The following is a 26,527-nucleotide window of genomic DNA, read 5'->3' on the forward strand; positions in this document are numbered from 1 at the left end:
GTTCGACGGTGATGTTGAGCGTTGCTGTTATCTCCATGACGGCGACTCTCTCTTGCGCCCAAAATCTGTCGGATTATCCGCCTTACATGGCGCCCATCACCTCCCTGGAGTCGTATCCAGGCTCGTTTGGAGCCTATTCGACACAACCGCCTAGCGAGTTTTTTGATTCCGGGTCTTTTGCGACCAAGGGATTTGCCCCAGGGCTTGAGGCTGAGTCCTCTTTTGAGCCCTTGCAGGGTTCTTCGACGCAATTTCAACCCACCTTGAGCGAAAGCCGCTCTTTCGAGCCAAGCGGCTCATCGAGTCAGTCCATTCATGACCTCATCGCGCAATATGTTAGCGCGCATGTCGGTGAATATGGAGAGGACCAGGCGCCTGGAATCGCGGTCGGGCTGGTTACCGACCAGGAACGCCTCGCGCTTGGATTTGGCACTCAAAAGGCAGGCGAGCACATCGCGGTCGATGGAGATACCCTCTTTGGCATCGGGTCAGTATCCAAAATATTTACCGCACTGATCCTCGCAAAGGCCGTTGCCGATGGTGACCTCAAACTGACGCAAAAACTCAATGATTTTCTCGACGAATCAATACAGATTGACGAGCGCATCACATTGCAACATCTGGTGACCCATCGCTCCGGGTTACCCAATTTCCCCACCAACATGGAGACACGGGACAATGTGGCGAAAGATCCGATTGAGCGCCAGATGATGCCCGCCAAGAACTACAGCAAGGCAAACCTCGTCGCCTGCCTCCGCCAGAATGGCTGCCGTCCCATGACCCCTCCCGGCGCCAGTTCCGCTTACTCGAATCTTGGCATTGGCATGCTGAGCATTGCGCTGCAAAATCACTACCATTATCAAAATTCCGGGGAGTTAATTCAGTCCCTGATCACCCAGCCCCTTCAGATGACGAGCACCTGCATGAATACGCCTGCCTGTCTCGATGGGCGCAGGGGCTCCTTGGCACAGGGATATCGCTATGATCAGCAGAACGACTCACTCACACCGGTCCCGCTTTCCGACATGGGAATCCTCGCCGGTTCCGGAGGGCTGATTAGCAATGCCAAGGATATGAATCGACTTCTGAGTGTTCTAACCGGCTTGAGTGGGGGGGGTCTGGTGTCGGCGGCCGCGGAGATGAACCGCGAGATAGGTCAGGCGGGGGAGGACCAAGCCGATTCCGCCATTGGTTACGCACATCGGATTAAACATACGCCACGCGGCTTCAATGTGCATTCGAAAGCGGGCTTCGTTGCTGGATACACTGCCGTCATCATCTGGCTCGAAGACCCAAAAGTCGGTTTGGTTCTGTTGGCAAATCGCGGAAACCTTAAGGGTTTAATCCGGACCGGCATGCGACTGATGGCATCCATCCTGCAACAACGCCACCCTGCTCATGTATCAGGCATGGGTTCTCGCTATTATGGTGGGTGAAATCGCGGTATCCAGTATGACTAGACCGCTGATTCTTCCAAGGTATCGATGAACTGGACAATGCCATCGGCGAGTTCACCATCAAAATGCGTGACAAGATAATTGTGTTCCCACTCCTCAAGATGCAAATGTTCTACCCGCACGCCGATCGCCTCAAGTCGGCGTTGAAAGTTTTCTCCCATGCGTTTCGTCAGCCATTGTCGATGGCCAAAACATAGGCCGACGGAAACAATAAGAACCGCTGTCCGTGTCAGCCAAGAGCCGAGGTGGTTTGCCGGCGATAACGCCGCCTGGCCTGCCGTTTCCTGGCCAAAGATTTTATAAAGGTGCGCAAGGCGCTGCTCTTGATTTGGTAACCCCGTTGCCTTGGTTTCCATGATCCGCATCGTCATTGGAATATCGAAATGGGTCATGTCCAGCACAATGACCGCGGATAACGTATCGGGCATCAGCCGAAAATGTCTTAGGTACTGCTGGTCGGTGGCGACGAGTAAAGCAAGGTGCGCACCAGATGAATAACCAATCAGAACAAACCCTGTTTGGCGCCCACCATAACGACGTCCGTTAACAGACAACCACTTGATGGCTTTTGCAATATCCGCTGCCATCTCGGGAATTCCAACGCCTGACGATGTTGGCGTTCCACCAAGGCGGTAATTCACAGAGGCAAAGACATACCCTTTGCTGACAAAATACCCTGGCATCTTTTCTTGATCCGATGCCAGAAAGCACGCCTTATCGCCTCCATCCCATCCCCCACCGTGAACAAAAACAATCATGGCGCGCTTCTCGTCTTTCGGCTTAGGCTTCTCATAGTAGATATCAAGACTGACAGCATCCGGGTCGCATCCATCAGCGTCACGATATCTGATGTTGCGCTCGACCAGCAGAGCCCGAGGACGAACGGCGTGGGGTAAAGCAGTCATAAGTGATGACGCGATGAGAAATTACTCAAACCAAAAGAGGTCGCGGTTGCGCGAGGATCTCGTCTTAAGCTGGTCACGGGATCACACCAGTTTGCATGTGCGCGATCCAATCACGGAGAAAATTTTCGAGTTTGGAGTTGAAGAAGCATTTCTCATCGAGTCGTTGCGGAATCCCTATGACCCCAGGGCCCTTATGGCCGAATTTCAGGCCAAATTCGACCGCGAAGAGGATCCACAGGCGTTACTGGAGTTTTTGGACATCTTGCAGGGTTGGGGACTGCTCCGTGAAAGCCAAGGGCAAGATCGGGATTCACCACAACCCAGGGCTGCCTCCAGCTCGTTGGCACCGAGGGCGTCGCAAGTTGATCCCCACCCAATTAAGCCACTTCAACCAAATGGCGAAGAGGGTCCTCGAGAAGCGGAATCCAACCAGCGCGATGCAATGCCTGAGTTGCAAGAGGAAGCGGAAAAAACCGCCCAGCCAGGACATTGGCACCTGTTGCGGCCCGAACCTGTTGCTGATGCTCTGCTGCGACTCATGCAGCCGCTGCGATTCTTTGTCTGGTTGATCCCATTATTCCTTCTTTATGCTGTCGTTGCAGTCTGGTTGAATCGGGACTTGGTGGCTGATTCACTGGCCAGCGCAAGGCTACAATTTGGGCTCCTTGGACACCTGATCTTCATGGGGTTCACCATCAATTTGAGCATTCAAATCATGCGTGCCTTGGTCGCCCGCCGCTACGGGTTGAAGGTGCCGAGTTTTGGTTTGATTCTGGCGTTCGGTCTGATCCCGCGTTTCAATGCACAAATTCTCTTGACTCCCGAAACAACCCGACTTCAGCGCATGTGGCTCAGTGCCACCCCATTGTTAGTGCGCATGGTGCTATTTAGCCTGGGCACAACCTTCTGGCTTGCCATGCGGCCATCAGGCAGTTTGCTATCGACGATTGGCGCCAAATTGGCTTTGATCGCGGCCATTAGCTTCCTCCTGGCGGCCACCCCACTATGGTCGAGTGACAGCTATCGACTACTGGCCAACTATGCGCGCAATCCAAATTTACGCGAGCGCGCAAAAGGTGCCTTGCGCGCACTGATTTTCGGGCGCCCACGCGTGCTGGAAAAATACTTCAAAGACTCCCCAGCATTGGTGCTCTTTGGTGCCGCTTCAGTTGTTTTTCCGGCGACACTGATCGCGCTGATCGCATCAATCCTGGCAAAGCGATTGGAGTCAAACTACCAGGGGGCCGGCGTCGCATTATTTCTCTTTCTTGCGGTGTATGTCACCCGCCATCTACTGCGCCAGCGCGCCGCGGAACGGGGGGACGCGCCCCCTGCCCGAGCCTCCCGTTTCGAATCGCGCAACACAATGTCAAAACTCCCGAGCAAAGCATCTCCTGGACGGCGAGAGACAACATCCAATTCAGCATTTGGCCCAGCATCAGGCCCAGGAAGCGATGGTGGCACGAAAAAGTCCATGTTCAGGGTTGTCCGTCGTTCTCTGTTTCCGTTGTTGCTCATCGCCTGCCTGTTCCTGCCCTATCCCTACGAGGTCGGTGGCAATGCAGCAGTTCTCCCTAGTGCGCGTCATGAGATCTACCCAAGCCAGGAGGGAATTGTCGATCGGGTGTTTTTCAGCGGTGGTGAATGGCTGAGTGAGGGCACCGTGATTGCCGCCATGGCCAACCACCGGCAGCAAAAGGATGTGCTCGCGACTGAATCCGCCATTGAGGCCAAGCGTCACGAGATTGCTCGCCTAAGAACTACGCCTTCAGCCGAATCAATCCACCTGGCCGAGAAGCAATTGGAAATTGCACGCCTGGAGTCGCAATACAGTATTGATAAAGCCGAGAGGATTGAAAAGCTCTTCAACCAAGGGTCAGTCTCGGTTCAGAGCAACGAGGATGCAAAAAAAGAGCGCGATGTGGCCGCGCAGAAAGTCGCGGAAAGCCTGGCGAATCTTGATGCCCTAAAGGCTCAGATCAACCCAAATGAAATTGCAGCGGAACAAGCCGCGCTCGACAAGCTAGAGCAGGAATTAACCTTTTTCCGGGAAGAACTCCTGCGCACTTACCTGCGCATGCCGATTACAGGGCGCATTGTTACTCAGAACCTACAAAATCTCCGTTCCAAATATCTGGCCGAGGGTGAATTGTTCGCCGTGGTGGAGGATGCACGGCAGGTTCGGGTAGAAATCGACGTGCCTGAATCGGACATCTCCGCTGTCAACCTTGGCAGCCAGGTGCGATTTAAAGCATGGATGAATCCCTACCAGGCGTTCTCAGGGACAGTCACGGAAATCGCGCCAGAGGCCACGGCGGAAACCTTCGGCCCCATCGTCAAAGTCGTGGCGATATTGCCGAATCCGGATGGGTCATTAAAGACAGGAATGAGCGGCTACGGAAAGATTGCAGCAGGAGACACCTTGGTCATCATCGCCTTCACCAAGGCCCTGGTGCGATTCTTCTTGATTGAAATCTGGTCCTGGCTTCCCTAGGCGAGGGTGTGCCCTCATCTATCTCGCACCTGTTAATTGCCTGAGGGAGACCCGATGCAAACCAACCCCCGCCCAACCGATATCCAGTTGCACAGCCAGTCGCGCGTACTTGAAATCATCTACGACGATGGCGCCCATTTTCACCTGCCGTGTGAGTATCTGCGGGTCTACTCCCCTTCGGCGGAGGTGCGCGGGCATACGCCGGATCAGGCTAAGCTGCAGATTGGCAAGGAGACTGTCAACATCACCAATCTGGAGCCGATTGGCAACTACGCGGTGAAGATTTTTTTTGACGACGGGCACAAATCAGGGCTGTTCGACTGGGGTTATCTTTACAAGCTTGGCCGCGGCTGGCAGCCGCTGTGGCAGGATTATCTGCAGCGACTGCGCGATGCTGGCCGCACGCGCGCGGGCGACGATCCCTTCGATCAACTGCAAGCACGGGGCGCGGCGCCCTCCGAGCTGCCACGGGTGCACTAGCGGCGGCAGCTCGGAGGGCTTCAACCCCGGACCGCGCTTGCATCAAAAAAACCGCCAGGGAACAACCCTAATTGGATCAGAGCCGCCTCTTGCGCCCGGCCACGCGCAGGCGCAGCGCGTTCAGACGGATAAAGCCGGTCGCGTCGCCTTGATCATAAGCTCCAGCGTCTTCCTCGAAGGTGGCGATGCTGACATCGAACAGGCTGTCACTGGCCGAGCGTCGGCCGGTCACCGTGACATTGCCCTTGTAGAGCTTGAGTCGCACCTCGCCATTGACCACCTGCTGCGTCTGATCAATCGCGGCCTGGAGCATGGTGCGCTCGGGGCTGAACCAATAGCCGTTGTAAATCAGGCTGGCGTAGCGTGGCATAAGTTCATCTTTCAGATGCGCGGCCTCGCGATCCAGCGTGAGCGACTCCATCGCCCGGTGCGCTTTCAGCATGATGGTGCCACCAGGGGTTTCATAGCAGCCACGCGACTTCATGCCGACATAGCGGTTCTCGACAATATCGGCGCGGCCAATGCCATGCTCGCCGCCGATGCGATTGAGTTCCGCCAGCACCTGGGCCGGACTCATCGGATTGCCGTCGATGGCGACGATATCACCGCGCTCGTAGCGCAGTTCGATCTCTTGCGGCCGGTCGGGCGCCTGGCGCGGGTCGCGCGTCCAGCGCCACATGTCGGCACCCGGCTCGACCCAGGGGTCTTCCAGATCATAGCCCTCGTAGGAATTATGCAGCAGGTTGGCATCCATGGAGTAGGGTGATTTGGTGCCGTCGCGCTTCATTTCCACCGCAATGCCGTGCTGCTCGGCATAGGCCAGCAGTTTCTCGCGCGAGAGCAGATCCCATTCGCGCCAGGGGGCGATGATCTGAATCTCCGGATTCAGCCCATAGGCGCCCAGCTCGAAGCGCACCTGATCATTGCCCTTGCCGGTCGCGCCATGGGAGATGGCATCGGCGCCGGTCTCGCGGGCAATCTCGACCAGACGCTTGGCGATCAGTGGACGGGCGATGGAGGTACCAAGCAGATATTCGCCCTCGTAGAGCGCATTGGCGCGGAACATGGGGTAGACGAAGTCGCGCACGAACTCTTCGCGCAGATCGTCGATATAGATCTCCTTTACCCCGGCGGCCAGGGCCTTGGTGCGCGCGGGTTCCAACTCCTCGCCTTGACCGATATCAGCGGTAAATGTCACTACCTCGCAGCCATATTCCTGCTGTAGCCATTTGAGGATGACGGAAGTATCGAGGCCGCCGGAGTAGGCGAGCACGACCTTGTTGATCTGCTGTGCGGGCATGCAATGGCTCCATGAATGTTGTTGACCGGATCAGCGGCACATTATCGCACGACAGAGATGCCCCGAGCCTGTTAGCGCCGACGCGCCCGCATTTGTCCATGGCGGCCAAAGCCACGCGACATGGTGATCTTTAACCAGACCTTCACAGTCTCTCAACGGCCCTGCAACAAAGCTCAGTGACCATAGCGCGCAGTTGTTCACTGCGGTGCGGATGCTGGCGCACGTTCAGCCATGAGGGGTAATGCAGCATGAGTCAGGTCGAGGCCCTGCGGCCGCTAAAATATCGCACCATCTGGATATCGGATGTGCATCTGGGGTTTCGCGGCTGTCAGGCGGACTTTCTGCTCGACTTTCTGCGCGCGACCGCCTGTCGTCAGCTTTACCTGGTCGGTGACATCATCGATATGTGGGCACTAAGGAAAGGCCTCTATTGGCCTGATACCCATAACGCAGTGGTGCAGGCGGTGCTGGAGAAGGCGCGCACGGGCACGCAGGTCACCTATTTGCCAGGCAATCACGATGAACTGCTGCGCGGTCATCTTGGCGCTGAATTCGCCGGCGTCGCCATCCGCGATGAGCTAGTGCACACCACGGTCGATGGCCGTCGCCTGCTAGTGCTCCATGGTGACAAGTTTGATCAGGTGGTGCAAAGCGGTCGCTGGCTGGCCATGCTGGGCGCGACTCTCTACGATACCTTGCTGGCAATCAGCCAGCCGGTGCACCGCATCCGGCGACGGCTTGGACTGCGCTACTGGTCGCTGGCCGCCTTTCTCAAACAAAAAGTCAAGAACGCGGTCAATTACATCGGCAACTTCGAGCAGGCGGTCGCCGCCGAGGCACAGCGGCACCAGGTCGATGGGATGGTGTGCGGCCACATCCATCATGCCGAAATTCGCGAAATCGAAGGCATCAACTACTGCAACTGCGGCGATTGGGTCGAGAGCTGCACCGCACTGGTCGAACACCACGACGGCCGCATGGAACTGCTGCGCTGGACCGAAATTCGCGAAGTGCTCGGCAGCGATGCCTCCATCGGCCGCTCGCCTCTGGCCAAAGCAGCCTGACGCGGCTAATCCCAATCCCCTGTTGTGGACGAGAGATAAACAGGGAGGCGCATTGAGTCGCCCGCGGGCAAGCGCCCAAAAACCTCCCCCAAATATCGCGCCCAATCAAAGCAGGACCCTGGATCCGTCTTGCGCCCGGGCGCGATATGCTCATGCCCCACAATGCGGCCCGGCTTGATATCCGGAAAGTCGCGCAAAATCTCCTTGGTGACACCCACCAGACGTTGATACTGGGCGTCGGTAAAGAGTGTCTCGTCCGTCCCCTCAAGCTCAATCCCAATCGAAAAGTCATTGCAGTCAGCGCGCCCTGCAAAGACCGATTCACCCGCATGCCAGGCACGCGCGCGCAGATCGACAAACTGCACCAGCTCTCCATCGCGGCGAATGAGTAGATGGGCGGAGACCCGCAAGCCGGCAATGGTTGCGAAAAAGGGATCTTGCCCTGGATCGAGCTGATTTAAAAACAACTGCTCGATCCAAGGCCCGCCAAAATCACCCGGCGGCAGGCTGATATTGTGAATCACCAGCAGATCCACGGGCATACCCGGCGGGCGCTGGCCATGATTGGGCGAGGGGCAGGGGCGGGCCGACCTCAGCCAGCCGCTGGACAGCCAATTGCTGAACAGAGAGTCATCTTGCATCGGCTCCTTCATGGTTCAATCATCCATTCATCACAAATCGCTGACAAAATCCCCAGGGCTTATTGGTAAGACACAACACCCAGATGATCAAGCGGCAGAGTCCAACTGATCCGCACCGCTCCTTTGAGATTCCCAGGCGAATGCGGAATATCCCGAACATTACCAAAGCAGGCGCACCCCCCGGATATCCGACTCGCGCGGAGAGCCGCGACACGCTTCGCCTAAGTGATGGAGTATAGTCACAAGGCACCGTGCCTGGCCGCGGACTGGATCAAGATGAGCCCAAGGTCTCTGGCACGGCAGCCAGAAGCACAAAGATACAATCCACGCAATCACGCCTATTGGAATCCTAGGGAAGTCCCGATGTCGCCAACCCCCATGCCTCCCCCCGAGCCTGACCTTCTTGCTCGTCACCGACCCCCGCCCGAAATGATCGCGCGAGATGTGCGCACCGCGCTAGAGGAAGATCTGGGCAGCGGCGACATCACCGCCGCGCTTCTGCCTGCCGGACAATGCGGACGCGCCGAGTTGATCACCCGCGAACCCGCGGTCCTGAGCGGCAGCGCTTGGTTTGATGCTGTGTTTTTGGCGCTCGACCCCAACTACCGCGCCGTCTGGCAGGCCCGTGATGGAGAGCGTCTGATTGCAGGCCAACGCCTGTGCGTCCTCGAAGGCGGGCTGCGGGAGCTGCTCAGCGGCGAGCGCACGGCGATGAATTTTCTCCAGACCCTGTCCGGCACGGCAACCCGGGCGCGTCGCTACGCCGACGCCGTCGCGGGCCTGCCCACCCGGATTCTCGACACGCGCAAGACGCTGCCGGGACTGCGTCTGGCACAGAAATACGCCGTTCTCTGCGGCGGCTGCCACAATCACCGAATGGGGCTGTTCGACGCGATTTTGATCAAGGAAAACCACATCATGGCCGCCGGCTCAATCGCCGCTGCCGTTGCATCCGCACGCAAGACGGCCGTCGGCGTGCGGGTGGAGGTGGAGGTCGAGAGTCTCGACGAGCTCGAACAGGCACTGACCGCCGGCGCCGAGCGGGTACTGCTAGATAACTTCGGTGTGCATCTACTGCGCGAGGCAGTCAAGCTAACAGCGGGTCGCGCACGACTGGAGGCATCGGGCGGCATTTCTCTCGGTGCCTTGCGCGCCATTGCCGAAACCGGCGTGGATGACATCTCGGTCGGCGACTTGACCAAAAGCGTCGAGGCGGTGGACCTGTCACTGCGACTTGGGTGAGGCTCGGGCATACACCATAGCCCAAAGCCTATCCCCGACCGCCAAGCATTTCGCTCTCCAGCAAGCAATCGATATCGACCAGGTTCCGGCCATTCATCATCTTTCGCTGGGCAGAGCCTTGCGTGCCAGCAGCCTGTCCAGTGCATTGGCGAATGCCTGCCGATCCGCCTGACGAAGTGGTGGCGGACCGCCGCCCTGTTCTCCACTGTCGCGCAGTTCTGTCAGCAGGTCGCGCAGCGCCAAGCGCTCACGAATGTTTTCCACAGTATAATGTTCACCGCGAGGATTGAGGACATCAATGCCTTGGTCAACCAGGATGGCGGCCAAGGGAATGTCGGCGGTAATGACCAGATCACCGGGCGCAGCATGCTCCGTGATGAAACTGTCAGCCACATCAAAACCGCGCGCAACCTGAACGCTGCGGATCAGTCTCGACGGGGGCGTCTCCAACCTTTGATTGGCCACTAGCGTGAGCGGAATCCCGACACGCTGAGCAGCGCGATAGAGAATCTCCTTGACGACACCAGGGCAGGCGTCGGCGTCAACCCAAATATCCATGAAATTCAGAAGTCAAAATGTTCTCATGGTCGGTAAAACGGCTGCCTGGACCCCTGAGTCCACTGCCATCAGGTGGTTCCGCGTCCAGCAAGGCGCCTGCATGGCCGCCTGCATGGCCTCAGGTCACCGCGGGCGTTCGGGGTTGGATGGCAGCCGAGCAGGATCGCGCACCAGGGCTTGAATGGAATGTCCTTGTTCCAGCGCTTGGGCCAGTACCTCGCGGCCGGTGCCGCCGGTAGCGCCAAAAGAGTGCAATACGCATGGGATTAAGCCTCAAAAACGGGGGTTTTTATGGGTTCGATGATCGGCTCTGGATGATGCTCTCGGAAACCGGAACGAAGCATGGCGATGTTGATTTGCGCATAACCGATTGGGTGGATGCCCCTTTGCCGGCGCCGTCAGCACACCGATGGGGAGCTTCGTCCTGACGGTGGCTGTCAATGGACCAATCAAGCGCGATAGCCAAGTAAGCTCTCAAGTAATCGGTAAGTGTAAGAATAGGCTTCGGGCGCTCCACTGGCACGGGGTCCGGCGACGTTCAGCACCCCAATCCCGACCTCCCGGATGAAGCGCGCAAGCTTGTCACTGGCGCGCGCAACGCTCAATTCGGTGGCATCGATCAGGAGGTAAGGCTTTTGCATCTGAATGGAGCACAGCAGGGTTTGTTCGGTGCCACCGCTCGGAGAGCCAAAATAGATAATGACGGTCCCATCGCTGTCGGCGACATTTCTCTTTGTTCGCTGGCGGTAGCCCGCGCCGGGGAGCGGAATGACTGGATAGCGCCCCGGAATCCGCCCATCCTCGGCCAGACGTCCGTCCGGGCACCAGCCGCCGGCATTGACACCAAGCGCCAGCGCCACATCCAAGGCCGCGCGATCTACACCGGTTTGTCCACCGGAGACAATCTTGTGCAATATCGACATGACAGCTCCGATACACCGAAATAACTGACCTCAGTGGACCAAGATCACACACCAGCGGCAGCCAGTGCCATGTTCCAGGCCATTCTGGCGCTGTCCTGCCTGGGAATGTGAGAATATCGGCTCAGTTGCTTGAAAGGAAAGATCCGATGAAAAGCAATCGACAGCGCCGCGCCGAGATCAAAGAAGAACGTGCCCGCAAGGCAATGAAACGGCAAAAGCGCTTGCAGCACAAGGCGCGGTTACCCGAGAGACCGCCGGGGGCGTTGGCGGCGGACCATCGCGCGCTGAGCCATATCAACACCTATGGCTTGCTTCCCGATTATTACCTCGATCGCCCCTTTATCTGCAGCGATTGCGGCACGGCGGAGACCTGGACGGCAAAGCAGCAGAAATGGTGGTACGAAGTCGCCAAGGGGCATATCGATTCCTTCGCGGTGCGCTGTCGCGCCTGTCGTCAGCGCATTCGCCAGCAGAAACTGGCGCAGAAGCGACACATGGCCGCCTTGGCGGCGAAACCGCGACATCCGAACGAGGCGTTTTTTCGACGGCGGATGCGTTTCTCCTCAAGCTTATCTGTCGGTACCCGTTCTTGATCAGGATCATCGCCGCGCCTTGATGTCCTTCATGGTCTTGCGGACCATCTTGCCAAAGGCGCGATCCTTCGACCGGCGTTCGGCGAGACTGGCGGAGTTGAAACGGTCCTCCGCGATCAGCTTGTGCCAGCGCCGCAGCCGCGCGGGGTCGAGCCGCTCACCGTCGATGGCCGCGCGCACCGCGCAGCCTGGCTCGCCATCGTGCTGGCAATCCGCAAAACGGCATTGGGCGGCGAGGGCTTCCAGGTCCTCGAAGGTCTCGGCGATGCCGGCGGCGGCGTCGGTCAATTGCAATTCGCGCATGCCCGGTGTGTCGAGCACCAGGCAGCCGCCGGGGATGCGATGCAGGGCGCGCCGCGTCGTTGTGTGGCGCCCCTTGGCATCGTCTTCGCGGATGGCTTGGGTCGTGATCGCATCCGTACCGATCAGGGCGTTGGTCAGGGTGGACTTGCCGACACCAGAGGAACCCAAAAAGGCGACCGTCTGCCCTGGCTGGCACCAGGGCGACAGGACTTGGCGCGGTTCATCCCCGCGCGCATCGAGCGCCACCACGGGCACCCGCTCCGAGATGCCGCTGGCCGCTGCCAGCCAGGAAGCCACATCCACCGCGAGGTCGGCCTTGGTCAACACGATCACGGGCGTGATCCCGGCCTCGAAAGCCAGTGCTACATAGCGCTCCAGGCGGGCCAGGTTGAAATCCTGATTGCAGGAGGTGACGATGAAAACAGTATCGATGTTCGCCGCGATTAACTGCACCTGCCGATCGGTCCCCGCTGCGCGGCGTTTGATCAGGCTCTTGCGTGTCAGAAGGCGGCTCGCGTGCGCTCGGGCCGGATCAAGCAGCAGCCAATCCCCCACCGTGGCGTCGGCGCGCGGCGGGATGAGTGCATCGATCTCTACACCAACCACCTCCAGGCCGCTGCGATGCACGGCCACGACGCGCACCGGGGGCGTGTGGGACAGTGCGTCCAGGCTGATCTGCCGAGCGAAGAAGGATTCCCAGCCGAAAGTCGCGAGTGTCTGATGGTGTGGATTGTCTGCTTCGATGATCAGGTTGTCGGCGATTTCGGTGGCGTTTTCAGGGGGCATCGTGATGGTCTCTAACGGTAGACAGGATTGTTTAAATCCGCGATACAAGGAATAGACTTTCCGAGTGTTTCGGCGCGCGTTTGTCAACTTACAGATCCGCGAGCACGGTTTTTTCGTAGGCCCTTGGCTCTGGAATGAAGGTCATGACGCCCTCGGCATCGGTTGGATCAAGCTGGAAGGGGCAGACCATGGAGCGGCTGTCGCACCAGCGCCCGGCCGCCACCGAGAACGATCATAGCGGTCGGTGATCAGGGTCTTCCTGCAGGGATTGGACGATCATTCAACCCGATAGCCGGAGTCATCCGATTCTCACCGCGTTGGCGATCAGGAAATCTCGAAACTCTGCTTTGCCATTTTACAGGCGCAGGATAAAGCGTCCCAGTTGATTCCATTCGGTCCTATGCGATCATATTAAACGTGTAAAATAGACCATGAGTGTTATAGACACTGTTAGACCGTGAGGTGATGCCGCAACAGATTTGTGCGCATCGAGCCCCATTTGAAAAATACAACGCTGGTCTCATTGATCCGCAGCTCCGCGCTAGGCAGCCGGGAAGACCGAAGAACCCTAATCAGCGCGGCCATTCAAGTCATGCAGCTCAATGCCCAGCTCCTTCGAATTATTCAGCGCACCGGGCTGTCAGTATGCCTGACGTCCAGCCCGGCGCCAGACCCGGCGCAGCGCGGACCACGCCGGTTCATTCTCCCGAGGCATCCGTTCGCACCCGCATCTTCAGTCCATCCGAACTCCAGATGATCGCACGGTCAAGGTCAAAGAATTGCGAAAACTCAATTGCTTGCGCCAATGACCCTGATCGGAACTTCGATGGTAACTACTCACCCCCTCCAGCTCATAGCGCTTGGTGCGCTATGAGAGCGCGGTGCTGCTGTTCGCCAAGCGCCCGGAGGTGGCCTTTACCAATAACCGCGCGGAGCGTGACTTACGCATGAGCAAGGTCAAGCAGAAGATCTCGGGGTGCTTCCGAACCCGCCAGTACGCCGAAGCCTATTGCCGTATCTCCAGCTATCTGCAGAACATGGCCTATCGCGGCTACAAATCCCTTGGTGGCAATCCAAATGGCGCTGTCTGGGGAATTCTACGCATGAGGGGGTGAGTAGTTACCTTCGATGATGACCTGCTACAAAGTGCTCGCGCGTTGTGCGGCATCAAGGAAATGGCCCGGTCGAAAACCGGACGAGCAGTCAAGAAAGTCCTGCTCGTAGACCGGTTCCAGCAACATCAGTCCCGAATCACTTCGATGCGGGCTTTGGTAAGGGGTAACAGTTTTTACCTCGGCGAATCAGTGAAAGAAATGAAGTATGTCCCAGAAATTCACGCCTGACAGGTTTGCTGTTCTTTGATGGCTGCCAGTTCGTCAGCCGTGATCTGAGTAATAGCCATTACTTGGCTATCCGGCAGACCGGCTTGCAGCATCTTCAGTACCATTTCTTGCAGACGCTGCTCAGCCTCAGCCCGAGCTTTTTGGTAACCCTGCTCTCTGCCTTCCTCTCTGCCTTCCTCTCTGCCTTCCTCTCTGCCTTCATTTCGTGCAGTGTCCACAACATTGGTCAAGTCTCGGTAGTATTTGAGGCTGGATTCGTAGGCGATGCGTTCTTCGGGCTTGAAACGGGCGATGTTGGCTTGTTTGAACAGGCTATTAAAAATTCGCTCTTGCAGTTTTTCGGGCTGCTCTTGCAGGCGGTGCAAGTGTCGAAACAGGAAGAACCACTTATCTTGCAGGGTTTCCAACTCGTTTTCGCTTTTGCTGAAGTTGGGAAGCGTCAGGTAGATGAAGGTGAGTTTGTCGTAGAACACCTGATTGTGCTGATTTTTCAGCTGCACCTGATGCACCACCTGATCCTTATGCTGGGGATCGTTTTTATCCTCATCAAACACAAAATCCAGAATGCCGATGGTGTAGATGGCGGCCAGTTTAAAATTCCAGTCGTCGCCCTTTTTCGCCTGTTGCTGGATAGGAAAGGTGGCGTAAAAAAGGCTGCGGTCTTTAAAAAAGTTCTGCTTGGCTTTTTGCAGCTCCACAATAAAGTGTTCGCCGGCATCACTCACGCAGTTCAGGTCAAAAATTGCTTTGCGATCCAGTACTGTTGCTCCCTGGTATTCGTTTTGGATGAAGGTTAAATCCTGGATCTGGTGTTTTTTGGGCAGCAGGGTGTTGAGAAAGCTGATGAGGTGCGCTTTGCTGCTTTCTTCGCCAAAGATTTTTTTAAAGCCAAAATCAGTGAAGAGGTTGACATAGTGACCGAGCATCAATCACCTCAGGCAGGATGATTCAAGAATGCGGGCAGTTTAGCACAAGAGGTGAGGGCAAACCTTACCCAACGGGTATACTTCTGTGCCAAAAAAACACGCGCCACGAGCAAAACCGCCTCGCGAATCACTTTGATGCGGGGTCTGGTCAGGGGTAACAGTTTTTCCCTCGGCGCTGTCCCCCGAATTGCAATTGCGAATTGCAATTAAAATCGAACCTGGCGCCTTTGATTTGATTTGCGGGGCGGACCTATATGCCCCTTTGATTAGACGCGCGCCATAGGCCTCAGTGGAAGATGGTTTCGGGGGTCCCGGCGCTGAGGATGCGACTCAGCCAAGTATCGAGTTGTTCAAGCTTCTCCTGCTCGATGCGCTCGCGGTGCGTTTGCACGGCCTCGGGGCCGAATTTTTGAGCAAGCTGACGCAGCAATGTCCTGGCCTCGCCCTGCTGCACTCCCAGCTCCATCCCCTTCTGAATCCCTGCTTGTTCCAATGTGTTGACAAAAGGCATCTGTCGTTGCTCCTCTAGTGCATAGAGTTCATGGCGAAATTCGGCTTCCAGCTCTGCTGGCAGGCGGACCATGCAGTCGATGATGCGGAAGAGCTCTTCAATCAGCGTGTGCTCATAGCTGCGATCATACATCAGGCGCATCAGGCGGAATTTCCAGCGTCTCGGCATCGTCGGTGACTTTGGCGCGGGTTTGCGCCATGACCAACAAGGCAAAAACATTGTCACTGGCGTGCCTATGGGGCTTTTGATCAAATCCATGGCTTTTCAGACGGGGCCGCCTTCGCCGATGCTCTCGTCGCCGGCCACCAAGCGTCTGCATGGCACGGTCGGGCGGGCCTTTGTGCACTGGCTTGTCGAGCAGCAAGAGGATCAGACGCTGTCCAAGGCGGTCGCGCATCTGATGCAGCGGATGCCGGTCACTCATGGACAGGCGGCGCGCGTGGCCAAGCAGTTGTCCGTGACCGGCACCGCCGGTGAGCTGGCCACGGCAGCGGATATTACCGGCTGGCCGCTTGGGGTCGCCGCCGAGGCCGCACTGGAGGCTTATCGGTTGTGGTCCGCCGAGCAGGGCCATGGGCAGACCGAGGATCGGTAGATCCTGGACGCCTGCGCAGCTTCACTGAGCGCCATGGCGAGAGCCTTTTCGCGCTCCGTGACATCCGGGCCGCCGACCCGTGATCGAGCCGGTTATACCGAAGAGGATCCGGGTACCGGGCAGGTCACCGATCTCTTCCTGGCGAGTGGTCTGCGCGAGGCGCTGAGCGGGCAGGATTTTAAACGCGGTTTGATCGCCCTGGACAGGGCCGGCTGGCTGGGCAAGGGCGGTGGGGACAGGTATCGCCTGCAGCGCAAGATTCAAGGCAAAAATATCAATGTCTATGCGGTAAGTGTCCCAGAGGACGAGCTTGATGATGCACGAGAGATCCGCGGATGACAGCACTGGAGATCATGGATGCGGCCTGCGTGTCGGCAGAGGGGAGAAGCTTTCAGGCTGGTTGTTCTAGTGGCGACCTAGCCATCGGAGCAGTTTTCCACCATCGTGGGGCGGTTTACGCCAAAAGCGACAGCACTTCAGAAGCACTCCCACCACAGTCAGATTTAGCGCATTTCTTGTTCCATTCGTCCCTCAGCCAAGAGCAGCGCGAGGACATACCGGAGCGATTCCATGAGCGAGCGGCGATCACCGAGTTCGATGGGGGGTGTCGCGACCCGAAACCGAACGAGACGCCTGGCGGTTGATTCAGGCGGATTCTGACGTCTGTCGATGATGGTGCGACTAGCGGCTCATGCTCAAGCAGCGATATGTTCAGGAAGGCCGGTTAGAAAAGGAACACCTCGGGAACAGTCGTCGCCACGACTCTCTTGGTGAAAGCAGCTGACAAATGGCCGGGCTGATGATGCCTCTCTTCCTTTCTGACACGAGACTGGTCAGTCTCGATCAATGGCTGTCTGTGCTAATCGAAGCTGCTTGCCCCAAAGGGGCGAATACGGCGGACGTCAGAGCAGTAATTTGTTCCAGATTGGCCAGCAAAGTCCTGGGCTGCCTAGGTCAGTATGTGGGATGGATTGTGGGGCGACGCGACGGTGAACCAAATTTTTTATCTTAATTATCAGATGCTTAAGGTTAGTTAATGGCGGAGAGAGAGGGATTCGAACCCTCGATGGGGGATTAGCCCATACTCCCTTAGCAGGGGAGCGCCTTCAGCCACTCGGCCATCTCTCCGTGGGGGTGTCATTGTAGCAAAGGAGCGCGCTTTTTTGGTGGGGATTTTTTGCCTAACCGGTTGCCGAGTTCCTTTGCTGAGCGGCTGTTGGGGTGCGTGGCTCAGGTTGTGAGTTGCCGTGTTACCCGAGGTTGGGGAGCGTCAGTCATCATCCTGCCTGAATTCAGCTTGCTCATCGGTGCTACCGGCCTCGCCTGTGGGCGTTTGCTCGCGTTTGATGCGCTCGTAAATCTCTTCACGGTGAACGGCAACGTCTCTGGGGGCGTTGACCCCGATGCGGACCTGGTTGCCTTTGACGCCTAATACCGTGACTGTGACTTCGTCACCGATCATCAGCGTTTCCCCGACTCGGCGAGTCAATATCAGCATGGTTGTGTCTCCCTGTTTATCCTTCTTTCGCGTTGCGATCCTTGTCTTCCGATTCCACCGGTTCCTGGCGGCCGTGCGACGCACCCGGAGATGGGATCGCGCGAAATTCTTGCGGCGATTATTGATCCGCTGGCGCGAGTTTAGCAATTGTTACAGTTCGACAATAGCCCAAAAACGCAAAATTAACCCCTGTCGCGTCGAAAATACCTGTACGTAATCAGTGCGCGCACGCAAAAGTGCATGCTTTGGATATTCCCGGACATCAGGCTGGAGTGACGCTTGGTTCATCAAGCCCAAATGCTTTGTGCAACGCCCGCACACCAAGCTCAAGATATTTCTCATCGACCACCACGGAGATTTTGATCTCGGAGGTGGAGATCATGCGAATATTGATGCCTTCGACCGCCAGGGCCTCGAACATGCGGCTGGCGATGCCGGCATGGGAGCGCATGCCCACGCCAACCAAGGAGATTTTGACAATGGCCGGGTCGCCAAGTACCTCGCGCGCGTTCAGCCCGGTGCAGGTCTCGCGCAGGATAGCCATCGCGCGGTCGTAGTCGTTGCGATGCACGGTGAAGGTGAAGTCGGTCGAGCGCTGATCGGGTGCGACATTTTGTACGATCATGTCGACTTCGATGTTGGCCTCGGAGATGGGGCCGAGAATGCGATGGGCGATGCCGGGTTGATCCGGTACGCCAAGGATGGTCAGTTTGGCTTCGTCGCGGGCGAAGGCAATGCCGGCGATCTGGGCGTCTTCCACGGTGTCGTCCTCGAAGGTGATCAGGGTGCCGGCGCCTTCCTCGAAGCTTGAGAGGACGCGCAGGGGCACGCGGTATTTGCCGGCGAACTCGACGGCGCGGATTTGCAGCACCTTGGAGCCGAGGCTGGCCATTTCAAGCATTTCCTCGAAGGTGATGCGTTCGAGTTTGCGCGCATTGGGTTCGATGCGGGGGTCGGTGGTGTAGACCCCGTCGACATCGGTGTAAATCTGGCACTCGTCGGCTTTGAGCGCGGCGGCCATGGCCACGGCGGAGGTGTCCGAGCCGCCGCGCCCGAGGGTGGTGATATTGCCCTGTTCATCAACGCCCTGAAAGCCGGCGACCACCACCACGCGCCCGGCGTCGAGGTCAGCGCGCACGCGGGCGGCGTCGATGTCGCGAATGCGGGCTTTGTTGTGCGCGCTGTCGGTCAGCATGTGGACCTGGGCGCCGGTGTAGGAGCGCGCCGGGCAGCCGCTGGCCTCGAGCGCCATGCTGAGCAGGGCGATGGTGACCTGCTCGCCGGTGGACAGCAGCACGTCGAGTTCGCGCGGCGCGGGCACGGCTTGCACGGCCTTGGCCAATCCGAGCAGGCGGTCGGTCTCGCCGGACATGGCGGAAACCACCACGACCAGGCTGTGGCCTTGGTCGGTTGCTTGTTTGACGCGGGAGGCGACGGCCTGGATGCGCTCGATGCTGCCGACCGAGGTGCCGCCGTATTTTTGTACGATCAGTGACATTGAAGAAGTGGCTAGTGGCTAGTGGCTAGTTGACGCGCTCGCGCACCCAGGGCTCGACCAGGGCGAGAGAAGCGGGGATGGCGGCGGGGTTGTTGCCGCCCGCCTGGGCCATGTCGGGACGGCCGCCGCCTTTGCCATCCACTGCCGCGGCGACCACTTTGATTAGGTCGCCGGCTTTGAAGCGGTCGGTGAGATCCTTGGTCACGCCGGCGATCAGGCTGGCCTTGCCGGCGTTTTCCGTTGCCAGAACCAGCACGCCGGAGCCGAGTTTGTTTTTCAGCTGATCGAGCGTATCACGCAGGGATTTCGGGTCGACGCCCTCGAGTTGGGCGGCCAGCACCTTGATGCCATTGATGTCGATGGCCTGCTGGGCTAGATCGGAGCCGGCGGCGCTGGCGAGTTTGCCCTTGAGCTGCTCGAGTTCTTTCTCCAGTCGGCGGGCGCGCTCGGCGAGCTGACTGACTTTGTCATCGACATCCGTCGGGCTGCCCTTGACCAGTTCGGCGATGCGGTGCAGGCGGCTTTCTTCGTCCTCGACCCAGCGCAGGGCGGGTTCGCCGGCGACCGCCTCGATGCGGCGCACGCCGGAGGAGATGCCGGTTTCCGACAGGATCTTAAACAGGCCAATATCGCCGACCGCGCGCACATGGGTGCCGCCGCAGAGCTCGACGGAGAAATCGCCCATGCGCAGTACCCGCACCTGATCGCCGTATTTCTCGCCGAACAGGGCCACGGCGCCAGAGCGCTTGGCGTCCTCGATCTCCATGATGCGCGTCTCGACTGTGTGGTTGTTGCGGATCTCGCGGTTGACCAGATGCTCGATGGCGCGCACTTGCTCGCGCTTGATGGGCTCGAAGTGGGAGAAGTCGAACCGCAGTCGCTCGGGACCAACCTGGGAGCCGCGCTGCTGGACGTGATCGCCGAGCACCTGGCGCAGGGCGGCGTGCAGCAGATGGGTGGCGGAGTGATGCAGGGCAGTGGCGCCGCGGCGCTCGCCATCGACGCGTGCGGTGACCTGATCACCCACTTGCAACTCGCCGCTGACCACCCGGCCATGATGGCCAATGACGCCGTCGCCGTGCTTTTGGGTGTCGAGTACCTCGAAGCGGGCGTTCGGGGTTTCGAGTACGCCGGTGTCACCGACCTGGCCGCCAGACTCGGCATAGAAGGGGGTGAGATCCAAAATCGCCAGGCCAGTTTCGCCTTCGCTCAAGCTGTCGCGCTCCTCGCCGTCGCGGTAGAGCGCCACCAGGGTGCCCTGGTCGTCGATGCCCTCGTAGCCGGTGAAGTCGGTCTTGCCCTCGAGTTCAATCCGTTCCATGGCGGCGCCGCCGAATTGACTGGCCGCGCGCGCGCGTTCTTTTTGCCGCGCCATTTCGGCATCGAAGCCGGCCAGGTCGAGCGTCAGCCCGCGTTCGCGCGCCAGGTCGGCGGTCAGGTCGGCCGGAAAGCCATAGGTGTCGTAGAGTTTGAACACCGCCTCGCCCGGAATCTGGTCACCCCGGGCCTGGGCGACCAAATCATCGAATAGCCGCAGCCCCAGTTCGAGGGTGTCGGCAAAGCGTTCTTCCTCGGTGCGCAGCACGCGCTCGATGTAATCCTGTTTGCCGGCCAGGTGTGGGTAGGCGCTGCCCATTTCGGCCACTAGGGGCGCGACCAAGCGGTGAAAAAAGGGCTGCTGTTGGCCAAGTTGATAACCGTGGCGAATGGCGCGCCGGATAATGCGTCGCTGCACATAGCCGCGGCCCTCGTTGCCGGGAGTGACACCATCGGCGACCAGAAAGGCGGCGGAACGGATGTGATCGGCAATCACGCGCAAGGATTTGCTGTGTTGATCCTGGCAGCCAGTGGCCTCGGCGGCGGCGCGAATCAAATTGCGGAAGAGGTCGATGTCATAATTGCTATGCACGCCCTGGACCACGGCGGCTAGGCGTTCCAGCCCCATGCCGGTATCCACCGAGGGGCGGGGTAGGGCGCTGAGTTGGCCGCTGGCATCGCGGTTGAACTGCATGAACACCAGATTCCAGATTTCCACATAGCGATCAGCCTCGGCGTCCTCGGAGCCAGGCGGGCCGCCGGGGATCTCGGGCCCGTGGTCGTAGAAGATTTCCGAGCAAGGACCGCAAGGGCCGGTGTCGCCCATGGACCAGAAATTGTCCTTCTCGCCGCAGCGGGAGAAGCGTGTTGGGTCGACCTTGAGTTCCTTTAGCCAGATGTCGGCGGCTTCGTCGTCCTCGGTGTAGACCGTGACCCACAGGCGTTCGGGTGGCAGGTGCAGGATCTGGGTGAGAAAATCCCAGGCGTAGTTGATGGCCTCACGCTTGAAGTAGTCGCCAAAGCTAAAGTTGCCCAGCATCTCGAAGAAAGTATGGTGGCGCGCGGTGTAACCGACATTTTCCAGATCGTTGTGCTTGCCGCCGGCTCGCACGCACAGTTGCGAGCTGGCGGCGCGGCTGTAGGGGCGCTTCTCGCGTCCAAGGAAAGTGTCCTTGAACTGCACCATGCCCGCGTTGGTGAACAGGAGCGTGGGGTCGTTACCCGGTACCAGCGGGCTGCTGGGCACCAGGCTGTGGTTCTGCTGGGCGAAGTAGTCGAGAAAGGCTTGGCGAAGCTCGGCGCTGCTATTCATCTTGAGTGTCGTGTGGGGATGTCGTGTGGGACTGGATGTGCGACAGACGATATCGACTGGGATGTCATGAAAAAAAGGCGTCGTCCTGGCGGAGCAGACGCGCGATCAGATGCGTGGGGAAGCCGCGTGATTCCAGAAAACGCGCGCGCCGAGCGGTCTCGCGCCGGCAGGCGGCCGCCTCGGGCTCATCGGCACAGGGTCTTTGGTTGAGGTTCATCCAGTGGCTGTCGGCTCGGCAGAGGAGTTCAAAGCAGGTCTCGTCGTCAATGCGCGCATGGCGGTCGATCAGCGCCTCGCCGATGCCTCGGGTCTGGAGTTCGGAGCGGATGCGCAACGGGCCGAAGCCTTTGTCGAAACGCTCCGATACATAGGCCTCGACGAAGCGATCCTCGTGCAACAAGCCTTCCTGTTCAAGCTCATCAAGCACCAGGTCGATGGCCGGCGATGGCCCGTCGTGCCCTCTGAGCTTGCGCTCGAGTTCCAGTCGGCTGTGCTCGCGACGACCGAGCAGACGCAGCGCTCGGTTGCGAAGCTCAACGGCGGGTTCGCCCGTTGTTGGCGCGACGTCGGATGGCAGGAGGCTCATGGTTTGACGCTCATGGTCTCGGTTACCCAGGAGCATGAATGCATGGGGTTCACGCTGGACTGGGCCCGGTGCCGATGTGTTGTAGGACTGGCATGCAAGGGATGGAATGACCTGGCTAGGATGGACTCTCTGGCATGAACTGTAAGAAAGCCAAGAGGGATCGGCGACGGGCTGGATCAAGTCGCGGCCTGGCTGGTGCTCTTTCCGGCCTTGGCTGGCGGTGGTTCGGCGCTGGCGGCCTTGGGGTCGTTCTCGGTCACCTCTCCGCTTGGCAGCAGTTGAGCGCGGATTTTGGCCTCGATATCCGCCGCCATGTCCGGGTTTTCCTTTAAATAGTTGCGGACATTGTCCTTGCCCTGGCCGATGCGGTTGCCGGAGTAACTGTACCAGGCACCGGATTTATCGATGATGTTGCCGGCCACGCCAAGATCAATAATCTCACCCTCGCGGGAGATGCCCTCACCGTACAAAATATCGAAGGTCACCTGCTTGAAAGGCGGGGCGACCTTGTTCTTGACCACCTTGACCTTGGTCTCGTTGCCGATGACTTCCTCGCCCTTTTTCAGCGAGCCGATGCGGCGGATATCCAGGCGCACCGAGGAATAAAACTTGAGCGCGTTGCCCCCGGTGGTGGTCTCCGGGCTGCCGAACATGACGCCGATTTTCATGCGGATCTGGTTGATGAAGATGACAATGGCGTTGGAACGCTTGATGTTGGCCGTGAGCTTGCGCAGCGCCTGGGACATGAGGCGTGCCTGCAGGCCAACGTGGGAATCGCCCATCTCACCCTCGATCTCCGCCTTGGGCGTGAGCGCGGCGACCGAGTCCACCACCACCATGTCCACCGCGCCCGAGCGCACCAGCATGTCGGTGATCTCCAGTGCCTGTTCGCCGGTGTCGGGCTGGGAGACCAGCAGATCGCTCATGTTCACGCCGAGCTTCTCGGCATATTGCGGGTCAAGCGCATGCTCGGCATCGACAAAGGCCGCGGTGCCGCCGGTTTTTTGCACCTCGGCCACCGCGTGCAGGGTCAGGGTGGTTTTGCCCGAGGATTCCGGTCCGTAGATCTCGATGACACGTCCGCGCGGCAGTCCACCGATGCCAAGGGCGACGTCCAGGCCCAGGGAGCCGGTGGAGACGACCTCAATGTTGCGAATGGCCCCGGCATCGCCCATGCGCATGACCGAGCCCTTACCAAACTGCTTTTCGATCTGCCCCAAGGCGGCGGCCAGGGCTTTTTTGCGGTTATCGTCCATTGTTTCTCCGGTCGGCACGCGCCAAGTCGCCTTGCTGCGAGGGGTGGGTCTCCTCAGTCAGTCGTGTGGCACTGAGTTTGTTAGGCAAGATTATCACACAGGCCCATCTTGCTCGTCATCGCGCACTCTCGGATATTCGCGAAGAGCTGTCTAGGCGCATGGCTTGGCGAGACGTCGTCTCGCAGGGCGCGGCATCCTATGCCAAGATGTCACGCAGACGGGCCAGGCCGTGGTGAACTGTTTGGCGACGGACCTGGTCGCGATCTCCCTGGAAGTGGCAGGTCTCAACCCAGGGTGGTTGTTGCTGTGCCTGGCGATTAATGTCTGTCCAGGCGCTGCAGAGGGTGCCGACTGGTGTTGCGGAACTACCGCCACCAGGCCCGGCCACGCCAGTGACGGCGAGGGCAATATCGGCCTGGCCACGGGTCAGGGCGGCGCTTGCCATGGCTGCCGCGACCGCCTCGCTGACAATGCCCGCGCGCTCAAGGAGTTCAGATGACAGGCCGAGCATCTGCTGTTTGGCCTCGGGGCTGTAGGTGACAAAGGCACGGTCGAACCAGGTGCTACTACCGGGAATATCGGTGCAGATTTTTGCAATCCAGCCGCCGGTCAGGGATTCCGCCGTGACCAGCCGCCAGTTGCGCGCGCGCAGGCGCTCTCCAATCGAGATGGCGAGTTGCTGGAGTTGTGCGTCTGTGACCACTATTTAGGCGGTTGCACAATGCTGAAAATTGGGCGGTGAATGGATGCCTGGGCGGGTCGCCTGAAAACTCAATATTGTTAATAAAATCATTTTTTTGAATGAATGGAGAATTGAATTATGTCCGAGCTGCGGATTCTCTGCGAGCATAAGCCCTCACCGGCCAAGTTGGAGGTTCTGGGGGTTGAACAATGGCCAATCTGGCGCAAGGAGCCGTCAACCTTCGACTGGCATTACGACCAACCCGAGACCTGCTACATCATACGTGGTCGCTTCAAGGTGACGCCCGCGGGCGGGGAGCCGCGGGAGTTCAGCCGCGGTGATTTGATCACTTTTCCAGTCGGGATGCATTGCACCTGGGAGATCACCGAGGCAGTTGAGAAATATTACGATTTTGGCTGATCCTGGTGAGCGTCAGGGAGTCCCGGGTTTGCCAAGCGGGCAGGCAGCTGTCACTCATCACCGAGTAGTGTGCGGATATGGCTTTTGGCGAGCAGGGCCTCCACCTCGCCCACCGGCTGCGGTCGGGCAAGTCCAAAACCCTGTCCAAGATCACAGTCGTGTTTGCGCAAAAAGTCGAACTGGGCTTTGGTTTCTATGCCCTCGGCAATCACTTCCAGTTCCAGGCTTTTGCCGATTTGTACAATGGTTTTCAGCAGCGCCTCTGACTTGCGCGACCCACCAACGGTGCTGACAAAGGAGCGGTCGACCTTCATCGCATGGAAGGGGAAGGCCTGCAGGTAGGTCAGCGCACTGTAGCCAGTGCCGAAGTCATCCAGGGCGATACGAACGCCGATTGTGTCAAGCTGGCTCAGGAGTTGGTGGGTGCCTGGGAAATCCTCGATCAGCAGGCTCTCGGTCACCTCCAGCTCAAGCTGTTGCGGCGGAATACTATAGCGTGTGATGGCATTTTTGATCTGCTCGAGCAAATTGTTGCTCTGGAACTGCCGGGGCGAGAGGTTAATGGCAATGCGCAGCGAGGATTGGCCTGGCAGGGTATCGAGCCAGGTGCGCGCCTGAGCGCAGGCTTGATCAATGATCCATTCCCCCGCCGGGATAATCAGCCCGGTTTCCTCGAGCAAGGGGATGAACTGGCCTGGCGGAACCACGCCGCGGCTTGGGTGATTCCATCGCAACAGCGCTTCAAGTCCGACGATGCAGCCATCGGTGAGGGCGACCTGCGGCTGGAATACCAGAAAAAACTCTTCGCGCTCGAGTGCGCGGTGGAGTTCGGTTTCGAGTTGAATTTGCTCGCGGACCTGCGCGTCCGTGGACGCATCGGCGAAGGCATAGGCCAAATCGGCCTGATTGCGCGCGCGGGTGAGGGCCGAGTCGGCGCTGGCGAGCAGTTCGCGCGCGCTGCGGCCGTCTTTCGGAAAGATGGAGGCGCCAATATGCGCCGCGGGTCGAAATTCCACATCGTCAATTTGCAGCGGCAAATAGAGGTCATCGAGCAAATGCTGCAGGCGATCAGCTAGGTTGCCCAGATGCGCGGCCTCCAGCCCCAGCATCACCACCAGGAAGCGAGCCCCCTCAATGCGCCCGATAATGGTCTGACGCTGGGGGAACATCTTGAGGATGCGATCCTTGAAGGCGCACAGGAAGCGGTCGCCGGCCTCGTGACCCAGGCTTTGGTTTATGCGGTCAAAGCGTTGCAGTGCCAGCAGCAGTACCGCGATGGGCTCATCTTGGCGGTTGGTCAGGTTATCGTCGAGCAAGCGGATGCTGTAGTCGCGGTTGGGCAGTCCGGTGAGGTTGTCGTACTGCGAGTAAAAGCGCAGCCGTTCTTCCTCGGCCCGACGCAGTGCCAGCATGTTTTCGATGCGCACCAGCAGCTCGGCTCGGTCGAAGGGTTTGGTCAAGAAGTCGCGCGCACCGCTTTGCAGGGCTTGCAAACGCGAGGACTGATCGCTTTGCGCTGTCAGTATGACCACGGGCGGGCAGTCGTCCTCAAGTTCGCCTCTGAGTTGATCGAGCACGCCGAAACCGCTGATGTGTGGCATGTTGAGGTCGAGCAAGACCACCCCGGGGCGATGGCGTTGCACCAGCGCGAGGGTCTCGCGCGAGTCGTTGGTGGCGACCACGGAGGTATAGCCTGCTTTCGACAGGATTTTGTCGAGCACCTTGGTGTTGGTCGGCTCGTCGTCGACCACCAGGATGGTATAGGACAGGAGTGGATTCGATGCCATTACCAGATCGATCTGATCGGGGGGGTTATGTTGTACCGAAGTATAACAAA

Annotated in this window: 26 protein-coding genes and 1 tRNA gene; 10 read left to right on the plus strand and 17 right to left on the minus strand. The window is 58.9% G+C overall.

The window, feature by feature from the left end; all coding sequences use genetic code 11:
- Positions 1 to 86: 86 nt before the first annotated feature.
- On the plus strand, positions 87 to 1,436 hold the full coding sequence (locus Thiowin_RS04365) for a serine hydrolase domain-containing protein (RefSeq protein WP_328986514.1): 1,350 nt from the start codon (positions 87 to 89) through the stop codon (positions 1,434 to 1,436).
- 20 nt (positions 1,437 to 1,456) lie between these two features.
- Here Thiowin_RS04365 and Thiowin_RS04370 read toward each other — a convergent pair whose 3' ends face one another.
- Positions 1,457 to 2,362, minus strand: a complete 906-nt coding sequence (locus Thiowin_RS04370) for an alpha/beta hydrolase family protein (RefSeq protein ID WP_328986515.1) — start codon at positions 2,360 to 2,362, stop codon at positions 1,457 to 1,459.
- 46 nt (positions 2,363 to 2,408) lie between these two features.
- On the opposite strand from Thiowin_RS04370, the gene Thiowin_RS04375 reads away from it, so the two are divergent.
- Positions 2,409 to 4,856, plus strand: coding sequence for an HlyD family secretion protein (locus tag Thiowin_RS04375; RefSeq protein WP_328986516.1), 2,448 nt, complete (start codon positions 2,409 to 2,411; stop codon positions 4,854 to 4,856).
- 54 nt (positions 4,857 to 4,910) lie between these two features.
- On the plus strand, positions 4,911 to 5,336 hold the full coding sequence (locus Thiowin_RS04380) for a DUF971 domain-containing protein (protein WP_328986517.1): 426 nt from the start codon (positions 4,911 to 4,913) through the stop codon (positions 5,334 to 5,336).
- A gap of 76 nt (positions 5,337 to 5,412) precedes the next feature.
- On the opposite strand, the gene Thiowin_RS04385 is transcribed toward Thiowin_RS04380, so the two are convergent.
- Positions 5,413 to 6,636, minus strand: coding sequence for an argininosuccinate synthase (locus tag Thiowin_RS04385; protein ID WP_328986518.1), 1,224 nt, complete (start codon positions 6,634 to 6,636; stop codon positions 5,413 to 5,415).
- 248 nt (positions 6,637 to 6,884) lie between these two features.
- Between Thiowin_RS04385 and Thiowin_RS04390 the strand changes: the two genes are divergently transcribed.
- The gene (locus tag Thiowin_RS04390) at positions 6,885 to 7,700 is read left to right on the plus strand and encodes a UDP-2,3-diacylglucosamine diphosphatase (RefSeq protein ID WP_328986519.1); all 816 of its coding nucleotides are present in this window, start codon (positions 6,885 to 6,887) and stop codon (positions 7,698 to 7,700) included.
- 5 nt (positions 7,701 to 7,705) lie between these two features.
- Here the strand turns inward: Thiowin_RS04390 and ampD are convergent, their stop codons facing one another.
- Positions 7,706 to 8,353 carry a 1,6-anhydro-N-acetylmuramyl-L-alanine amidase AmpD gene (gene ampD / locus Thiowin_RS04395; protein ID WP_328986520.1) on the minus strand — a complete coding sequence of 216 codons (648 nt, stop codon included), beginning with the start codon at positions 8,351 to 8,353 and terminating at the stop codon, positions 7,706 to 7,708.
- A gap of 351 nt (positions 8,354 to 8,704) precedes the next feature.
- Here ampD and nadC point away from each other — a divergent pair, with 351 nt between their 5' ends.
- Positions 8,705 to 9,583: a carboxylating nicotinate-nucleotide diphosphorylase gene (gene nadC / locus Thiowin_RS04400; RefSeq protein WP_408034160.1), complete on the plus strand. Its 879-nt coding sequence runs from the start codon at positions 8,705 to 8,707 to the stop codon at positions 9,581 to 9,583.
- 96 nt (positions 9,584 to 9,679) lie between these two features.
- On the opposite strand, the gene Thiowin_RS04405 is transcribed toward nadC, so the two are convergent.
- The 3 genes from Thiowin_RS04405 to Thiowin_RS04415 all read right to left on the minus strand — a co-directional run bounded on the left by Thiowin_RS04405 (position 9,680) and on the right by Thiowin_RS04415 (position 11,064).
- Complete coding sequence (locus tag Thiowin_RS04405; protein ID WP_328986522.1) at positions 9,680 to 10,141, minus strand: YaiI/YqxD family protein; 462 nt, start codon at positions 10,139 to 10,141, stop codon at positions 9,680 to 9,682.
- Positions 10,142 to 10,264: 123 nt separating this feature from the next.
- Entirely contained in the window at positions 10,265 to 10,396 is a 132-nt protein-coding gene (locus Thiowin_RS04410) for an NAD(P)H-binding protein (RefSeq protein WP_328986523.1), read from the minus strand.
- A gap of 194 nt (positions 10,397 to 10,590) precedes the next feature.
- Positions 10,591 to 11,064 (minus strand): putative molybdenum carrier protein, encoded by a 474-nt coding sequence (locus Thiowin_RS04415; RefSeq protein WP_328986524.1) that lies wholly within the window; start codon positions 11,062 to 11,064, stop codon positions 10,591 to 10,593.
- 146 nt (positions 11,065 to 11,210) lie between these two features.
- On the opposite strand from Thiowin_RS04415, the gene Thiowin_RS04420 reads away from it, so the two are divergent.
- Complete coding sequence (locus tag Thiowin_RS04420) at positions 11,211 to 11,657, plus strand: zinc-ribbon domain containing protein (protein ID WP_328986525.1); 447 nt, start codon at positions 11,211 to 11,213, stop codon at positions 11,655 to 11,657.
- 6 nt (positions 11,658 to 11,663) lie between these two features.
- Here Thiowin_RS04420 and rsgA read toward each other — a convergent pair whose 3' ends face one another.
- The gene (rsgA, locus tag Thiowin_RS04425) at positions 11,664 to 12,746 is read right to left on the minus strand and encodes a ribosome small subunit-dependent GTPase A (RefSeq protein ID WP_328986526.1); all 1,083 of its coding nucleotides are present in this window, start codon (positions 12,744 to 12,746) and stop codon (positions 11,664 to 11,666) included.
- A gap of 863 nt (positions 12,747 to 13,609) precedes the next feature.
- Here rsgA and Thiowin_RS25185 point away from each other — a divergent pair.
- A complete protein-coding gene (locus tag Thiowin_RS25185) occupies positions 13,610 to 13,861 on the plus strand; it encodes an IS66 family transposase (protein ID WP_408034200.1) in 252 nt (83 codons plus the stop codon).
- Between the two features lie 218 nt (positions 13,862 to 14,079).
- On the opposite strand, the gene Thiowin_RS04435 is transcribed toward Thiowin_RS25185, so the two are convergent.
- The gene (locus Thiowin_RS04435; protein ID WP_328986528.1) at positions 14,080 to 15,015 is read right to left on the minus strand and encodes an Rpn family recombination-promoting nuclease/putative transposase; all 936 of its coding nucleotides are present in this window, start codon (positions 15,013 to 15,015) and stop codon (positions 14,080 to 14,082) included.
- Positions 15,016 to 15,301: 286 nt separating this feature from the next.
- Positions 15,302 to 15,694 carry an RpnC/YadD family protein gene (locus tag Thiowin_RS04440; protein WP_328986529.1) on the minus strand — a complete coding sequence of 131 codons (393 nt, stop codon included), beginning with the start codon at positions 15,692 to 15,694 and terminating at the stop codon, positions 15,302 to 15,304.
- Between the two features lie 88 nt (positions 15,695 to 15,782).
- Here Thiowin_RS04440 and Thiowin_RS04445 point away from each other — a divergent pair, with 88 nt between their 5' ends.
- Both Thiowin_RS04445 and Thiowin_RS04450 read left to right on the plus strand, forming a co-directional pair.
- Positions 15,783 to 16,121, plus strand: a complete 339-nt coding sequence (locus Thiowin_RS04445; RefSeq protein ID WP_328986531.1) for a hypothetical protein — start codon at positions 15,783 to 15,785, stop codon at positions 16,119 to 16,121.
- Positions 16,122 to 16,154: 33 nt separating this feature from the next.
- Positions 16,155 to 16,460, plus strand: a complete 306-nt coding sequence (locus Thiowin_RS04450) for a hypothetical protein (RefSeq protein WP_328986532.1) — start codon at positions 16,155 to 16,157, stop codon at positions 16,458 to 16,460.
- A 698-nt stretch (positions 16,461 to 17,158) separates the two neighbouring features.
- Here the strand turns inward: Thiowin_RS04450 and Thiowin_RS04455 are convergent.
- The 7 genes from Thiowin_RS04455 to Thiowin_RS04485 form a co-directional block, all read right to left on the minus strand.
- Positions 17,159 to 17,249 (minus strand) — tRNA-Ser (locus Thiowin_RS04455).
- Between the two features lie 142 nt (positions 17,250 to 17,391).
- Positions 17,392 to 17,619, minus strand: coding sequence for a carbon storage regulator CsrA (csrA, locus tag Thiowin_RS04460; protein WP_328986533.1), 228 nt, complete (start codon positions 17,617 to 17,619; stop codon positions 17,392 to 17,394).
- A gap of 262 nt (positions 17,620 to 17,881) precedes the next feature.
- On the minus strand, positions 17,882 to 19,117 hold the full coding sequence (locus Thiowin_RS04465) for an aspartate kinase (RefSeq protein ID WP_328986534.1): 1,236 nt from the start codon (positions 19,115 to 19,117) through the stop codon (positions 17,882 to 17,884).
- A gap of 25 nt (positions 19,118 to 19,142) precedes the next feature.
- Entirely contained in the window at positions 19,143 to 21,746 is a 2,604-nt protein-coding gene (gene alaS, locus Thiowin_RS04470) for an alanine--tRNA ligase (protein ID WP_328986535.1), read from the minus strand.
- 64 nt (positions 21,747 to 21,810) lie between these two features.
- Positions 21,811 to 22,332, minus strand: a complete 522-nt coding sequence (locus tag Thiowin_RS04475) for a regulatory protein RecX (RefSeq protein ID WP_328986537.1) — start codon at positions 22,330 to 22,332, stop codon at positions 21,811 to 21,813.
- A gap of 176 nt (positions 22,333 to 22,508) precedes the next feature.
- Positions 22,509 to 23,588, minus strand: coding sequence for a recombinase RecA (recA, locus tag Thiowin_RS04480; RefSeq protein ID WP_328986539.1), 1,080 nt, complete (start codon positions 23,586 to 23,588; stop codon positions 22,509 to 22,511).
- 196 nt (positions 23,589 to 23,784) lie between these two features.
- A complete protein-coding gene (locus Thiowin_RS04485) occupies positions 23,785 to 24,291 on the minus strand; it encodes a CinA family protein (RefSeq protein WP_328986540.1) in 507 nt (168 codons plus the stop codon).
- 117 nt (positions 24,292 to 24,408) lie between these two features.
- Here Thiowin_RS04485 and Thiowin_RS04490 point away from each other — a divergent pair, with 117 nt between their 5' ends.
- The gene (locus Thiowin_RS04490) at positions 24,409 to 24,690 is read left to right on the plus strand and encodes a cupin domain-containing protein (RefSeq protein WP_328986541.1); all 282 of its coding nucleotides are present in this window, start codon (positions 24,409 to 24,411) and stop codon (positions 24,688 to 24,690) included.
- Between the two features lie 50 nt (positions 24,691 to 24,740).
- Here Thiowin_RS04490 and Thiowin_RS04495 read toward each other — a convergent pair whose 3' ends face one another.
- A complete protein-coding gene (locus tag Thiowin_RS04495; protein ID WP_328986542.1) occupies positions 24,741 to 26,477 on the minus strand; it encodes a putative bifunctional diguanylate cyclase/phosphodiesterase in 1,737 nt (578 codons plus the stop codon).
- Positions 26,478 to 26,527 lie beyond the last annotated feature (50 nt).

The sequence above is a fragment of the Thiorhodovibrio winogradskyi genome, from assembly GCF_036208045.1.
Lineage (GTDB): Bacteria > Pseudomonadota > Gammaproteobacteria > Chromatiales > Chromatiaceae > Thiorhodovibrio > Thiorhodovibrio winogradskyi.

Coding starts and splice junctions, on each gene's coding strand:
- Thiowin_RS04475 (WP_328986537.1), bottom strand. CDS start 22,332: ATGAGCCTCCTGCCATCCGACGTCGCGCCAACAACGGGCGAACCCGCC.
- Thiowin_RS04445 (WP_328986531.1), top strand. CDS start 15,783: ATGGCTTTTCAGACGGGGCCGCCTTCGCCGATGCTCTCGTCGCCGGCC.
- Thiowin_RS04370 (WP_328986515.1), bottom strand. CDS start 2,362: ATGACTGCTTTACCCCACGCCGTTCGTCCTCGGGCTCTGCTGGTCGAG.
- Thiowin_RS04415 (WP_328986524.1), bottom strand. CDS start 11,064: ATGTCGATATTGCACAAGATTGTCTCCGGTGGACAAACCGGTGTAGAT.
- recA (WP_328986539.1), bottom strand. CDS start 23,588: ATGGACGATAACCGCAAAAAAGCCCTGGCCGCCGCCTTGGGGCAGATC.
- Thiowin_RS04440 (WP_328986529.1), bottom strand. CDS start 15,694: ATGCCGAGACGCTGGAAATTCCGCCTGATGCGCCTGATGTATGATCGC.
- Thiowin_RS04365 (WP_328986514.1), top strand. CDS start 87: ATGGCGCCCATCACCTCCCTGGAGTCGTATCCAGGCTCGTTTGGAGCC.
- Thiowin_RS04385 (WP_328986518.1), bottom strand. CDS start 6,636: ATGCCCGCACAGCAGATCAACAAGGTCGTGCTCGCCTACTCCGGCGGC.
- Thiowin_RS04380 (WP_328986517.1), top strand. CDS start 4,911: ATGCAAACCAACCCCCGCCCAACCGATATCCAGTTGCACAGCCAGTCG.
- Thiowin_RS04495 (WP_328986542.1), bottom strand. CDS start 26,477: ATGGCATCGAATCCACTCCTGTCCTATACCATCCTGGTGGTCGACGAC.
- ampD (WP_328986520.1), bottom strand. CDS start 8,353: ATGAAGGAGCCGATGCAAGATGACTCTCTGTTCAGCAATTGGCTGTCC.
- Thiowin_RS04450 (WP_328986532.1), top strand. CDS start 16,155: ATGGCGAGAGCCTTTTCGCGCTCCGTGACATCCGGGCCGCCGACCCGT.
- Thiowin_RS04465 (WP_328986534.1), bottom strand. CDS start 19,117: ATGTCACTGATCGTACAAAAATACGGCGGCACCTCGGTCGGCAGCATC.
- Thiowin_RS04390 (WP_328986519.1), top strand. CDS start 6,885: ATGAGTCAGGTCGAGGCCCTGCGGCCGCTAAAATATCGCACCATCTGG.
- rsgA (WP_328986526.1), bottom strand. CDS start 12,746: ATGCCCCCTGAAAACGCCACCGAAATCGCCGACAACCTGATCATCGAA.
- Thiowin_RS04420 (WP_328986525.1), top strand. CDS start 11,211: ATGAAAAGCAATCGACAGCGCCGCGCCGAGATCAAAGAAGAACGTGCC.
- alaS (WP_328986535.1), bottom strand. CDS start 21,746: ATGAATAGCAGCGCCGAGCTTCGCCAAGCCTTTCTCGACTACTTCGCC.
- Thiowin_RS04405 (WP_328986522.1), bottom strand. CDS start 10,141: ATGGATATTTGGGTTGACGCCGACGCCTGCCCTGGTGTCGTCAAGGAG.
- nadC (WP_408034160.1), top strand. CDS start 8,705: ATGTCGCCAACCCCCATGCCTCCCCCCGAGCCTGACCTTCTTGCTCGT.
- Thiowin_RS04490 (WP_328986541.1), top strand. CDS start 24,409: ATGTCCGAGCTGCGGATTCTCTGCGAGCATAAGCCCTCACCGGCCAAG.
- Thiowin_RS04435 (WP_328986528.1), bottom strand. CDS start 15,015: ATGCTCGGTCACTATGTCAACCTCTTCACTGATTTTGGCTTTAAAAAA.
- csrA (WP_328986533.1), bottom strand. CDS start 17,619: ATGCTGATATTGACTCGCCGAGTCGGGGAAACGCTGATGATCGGTGAC.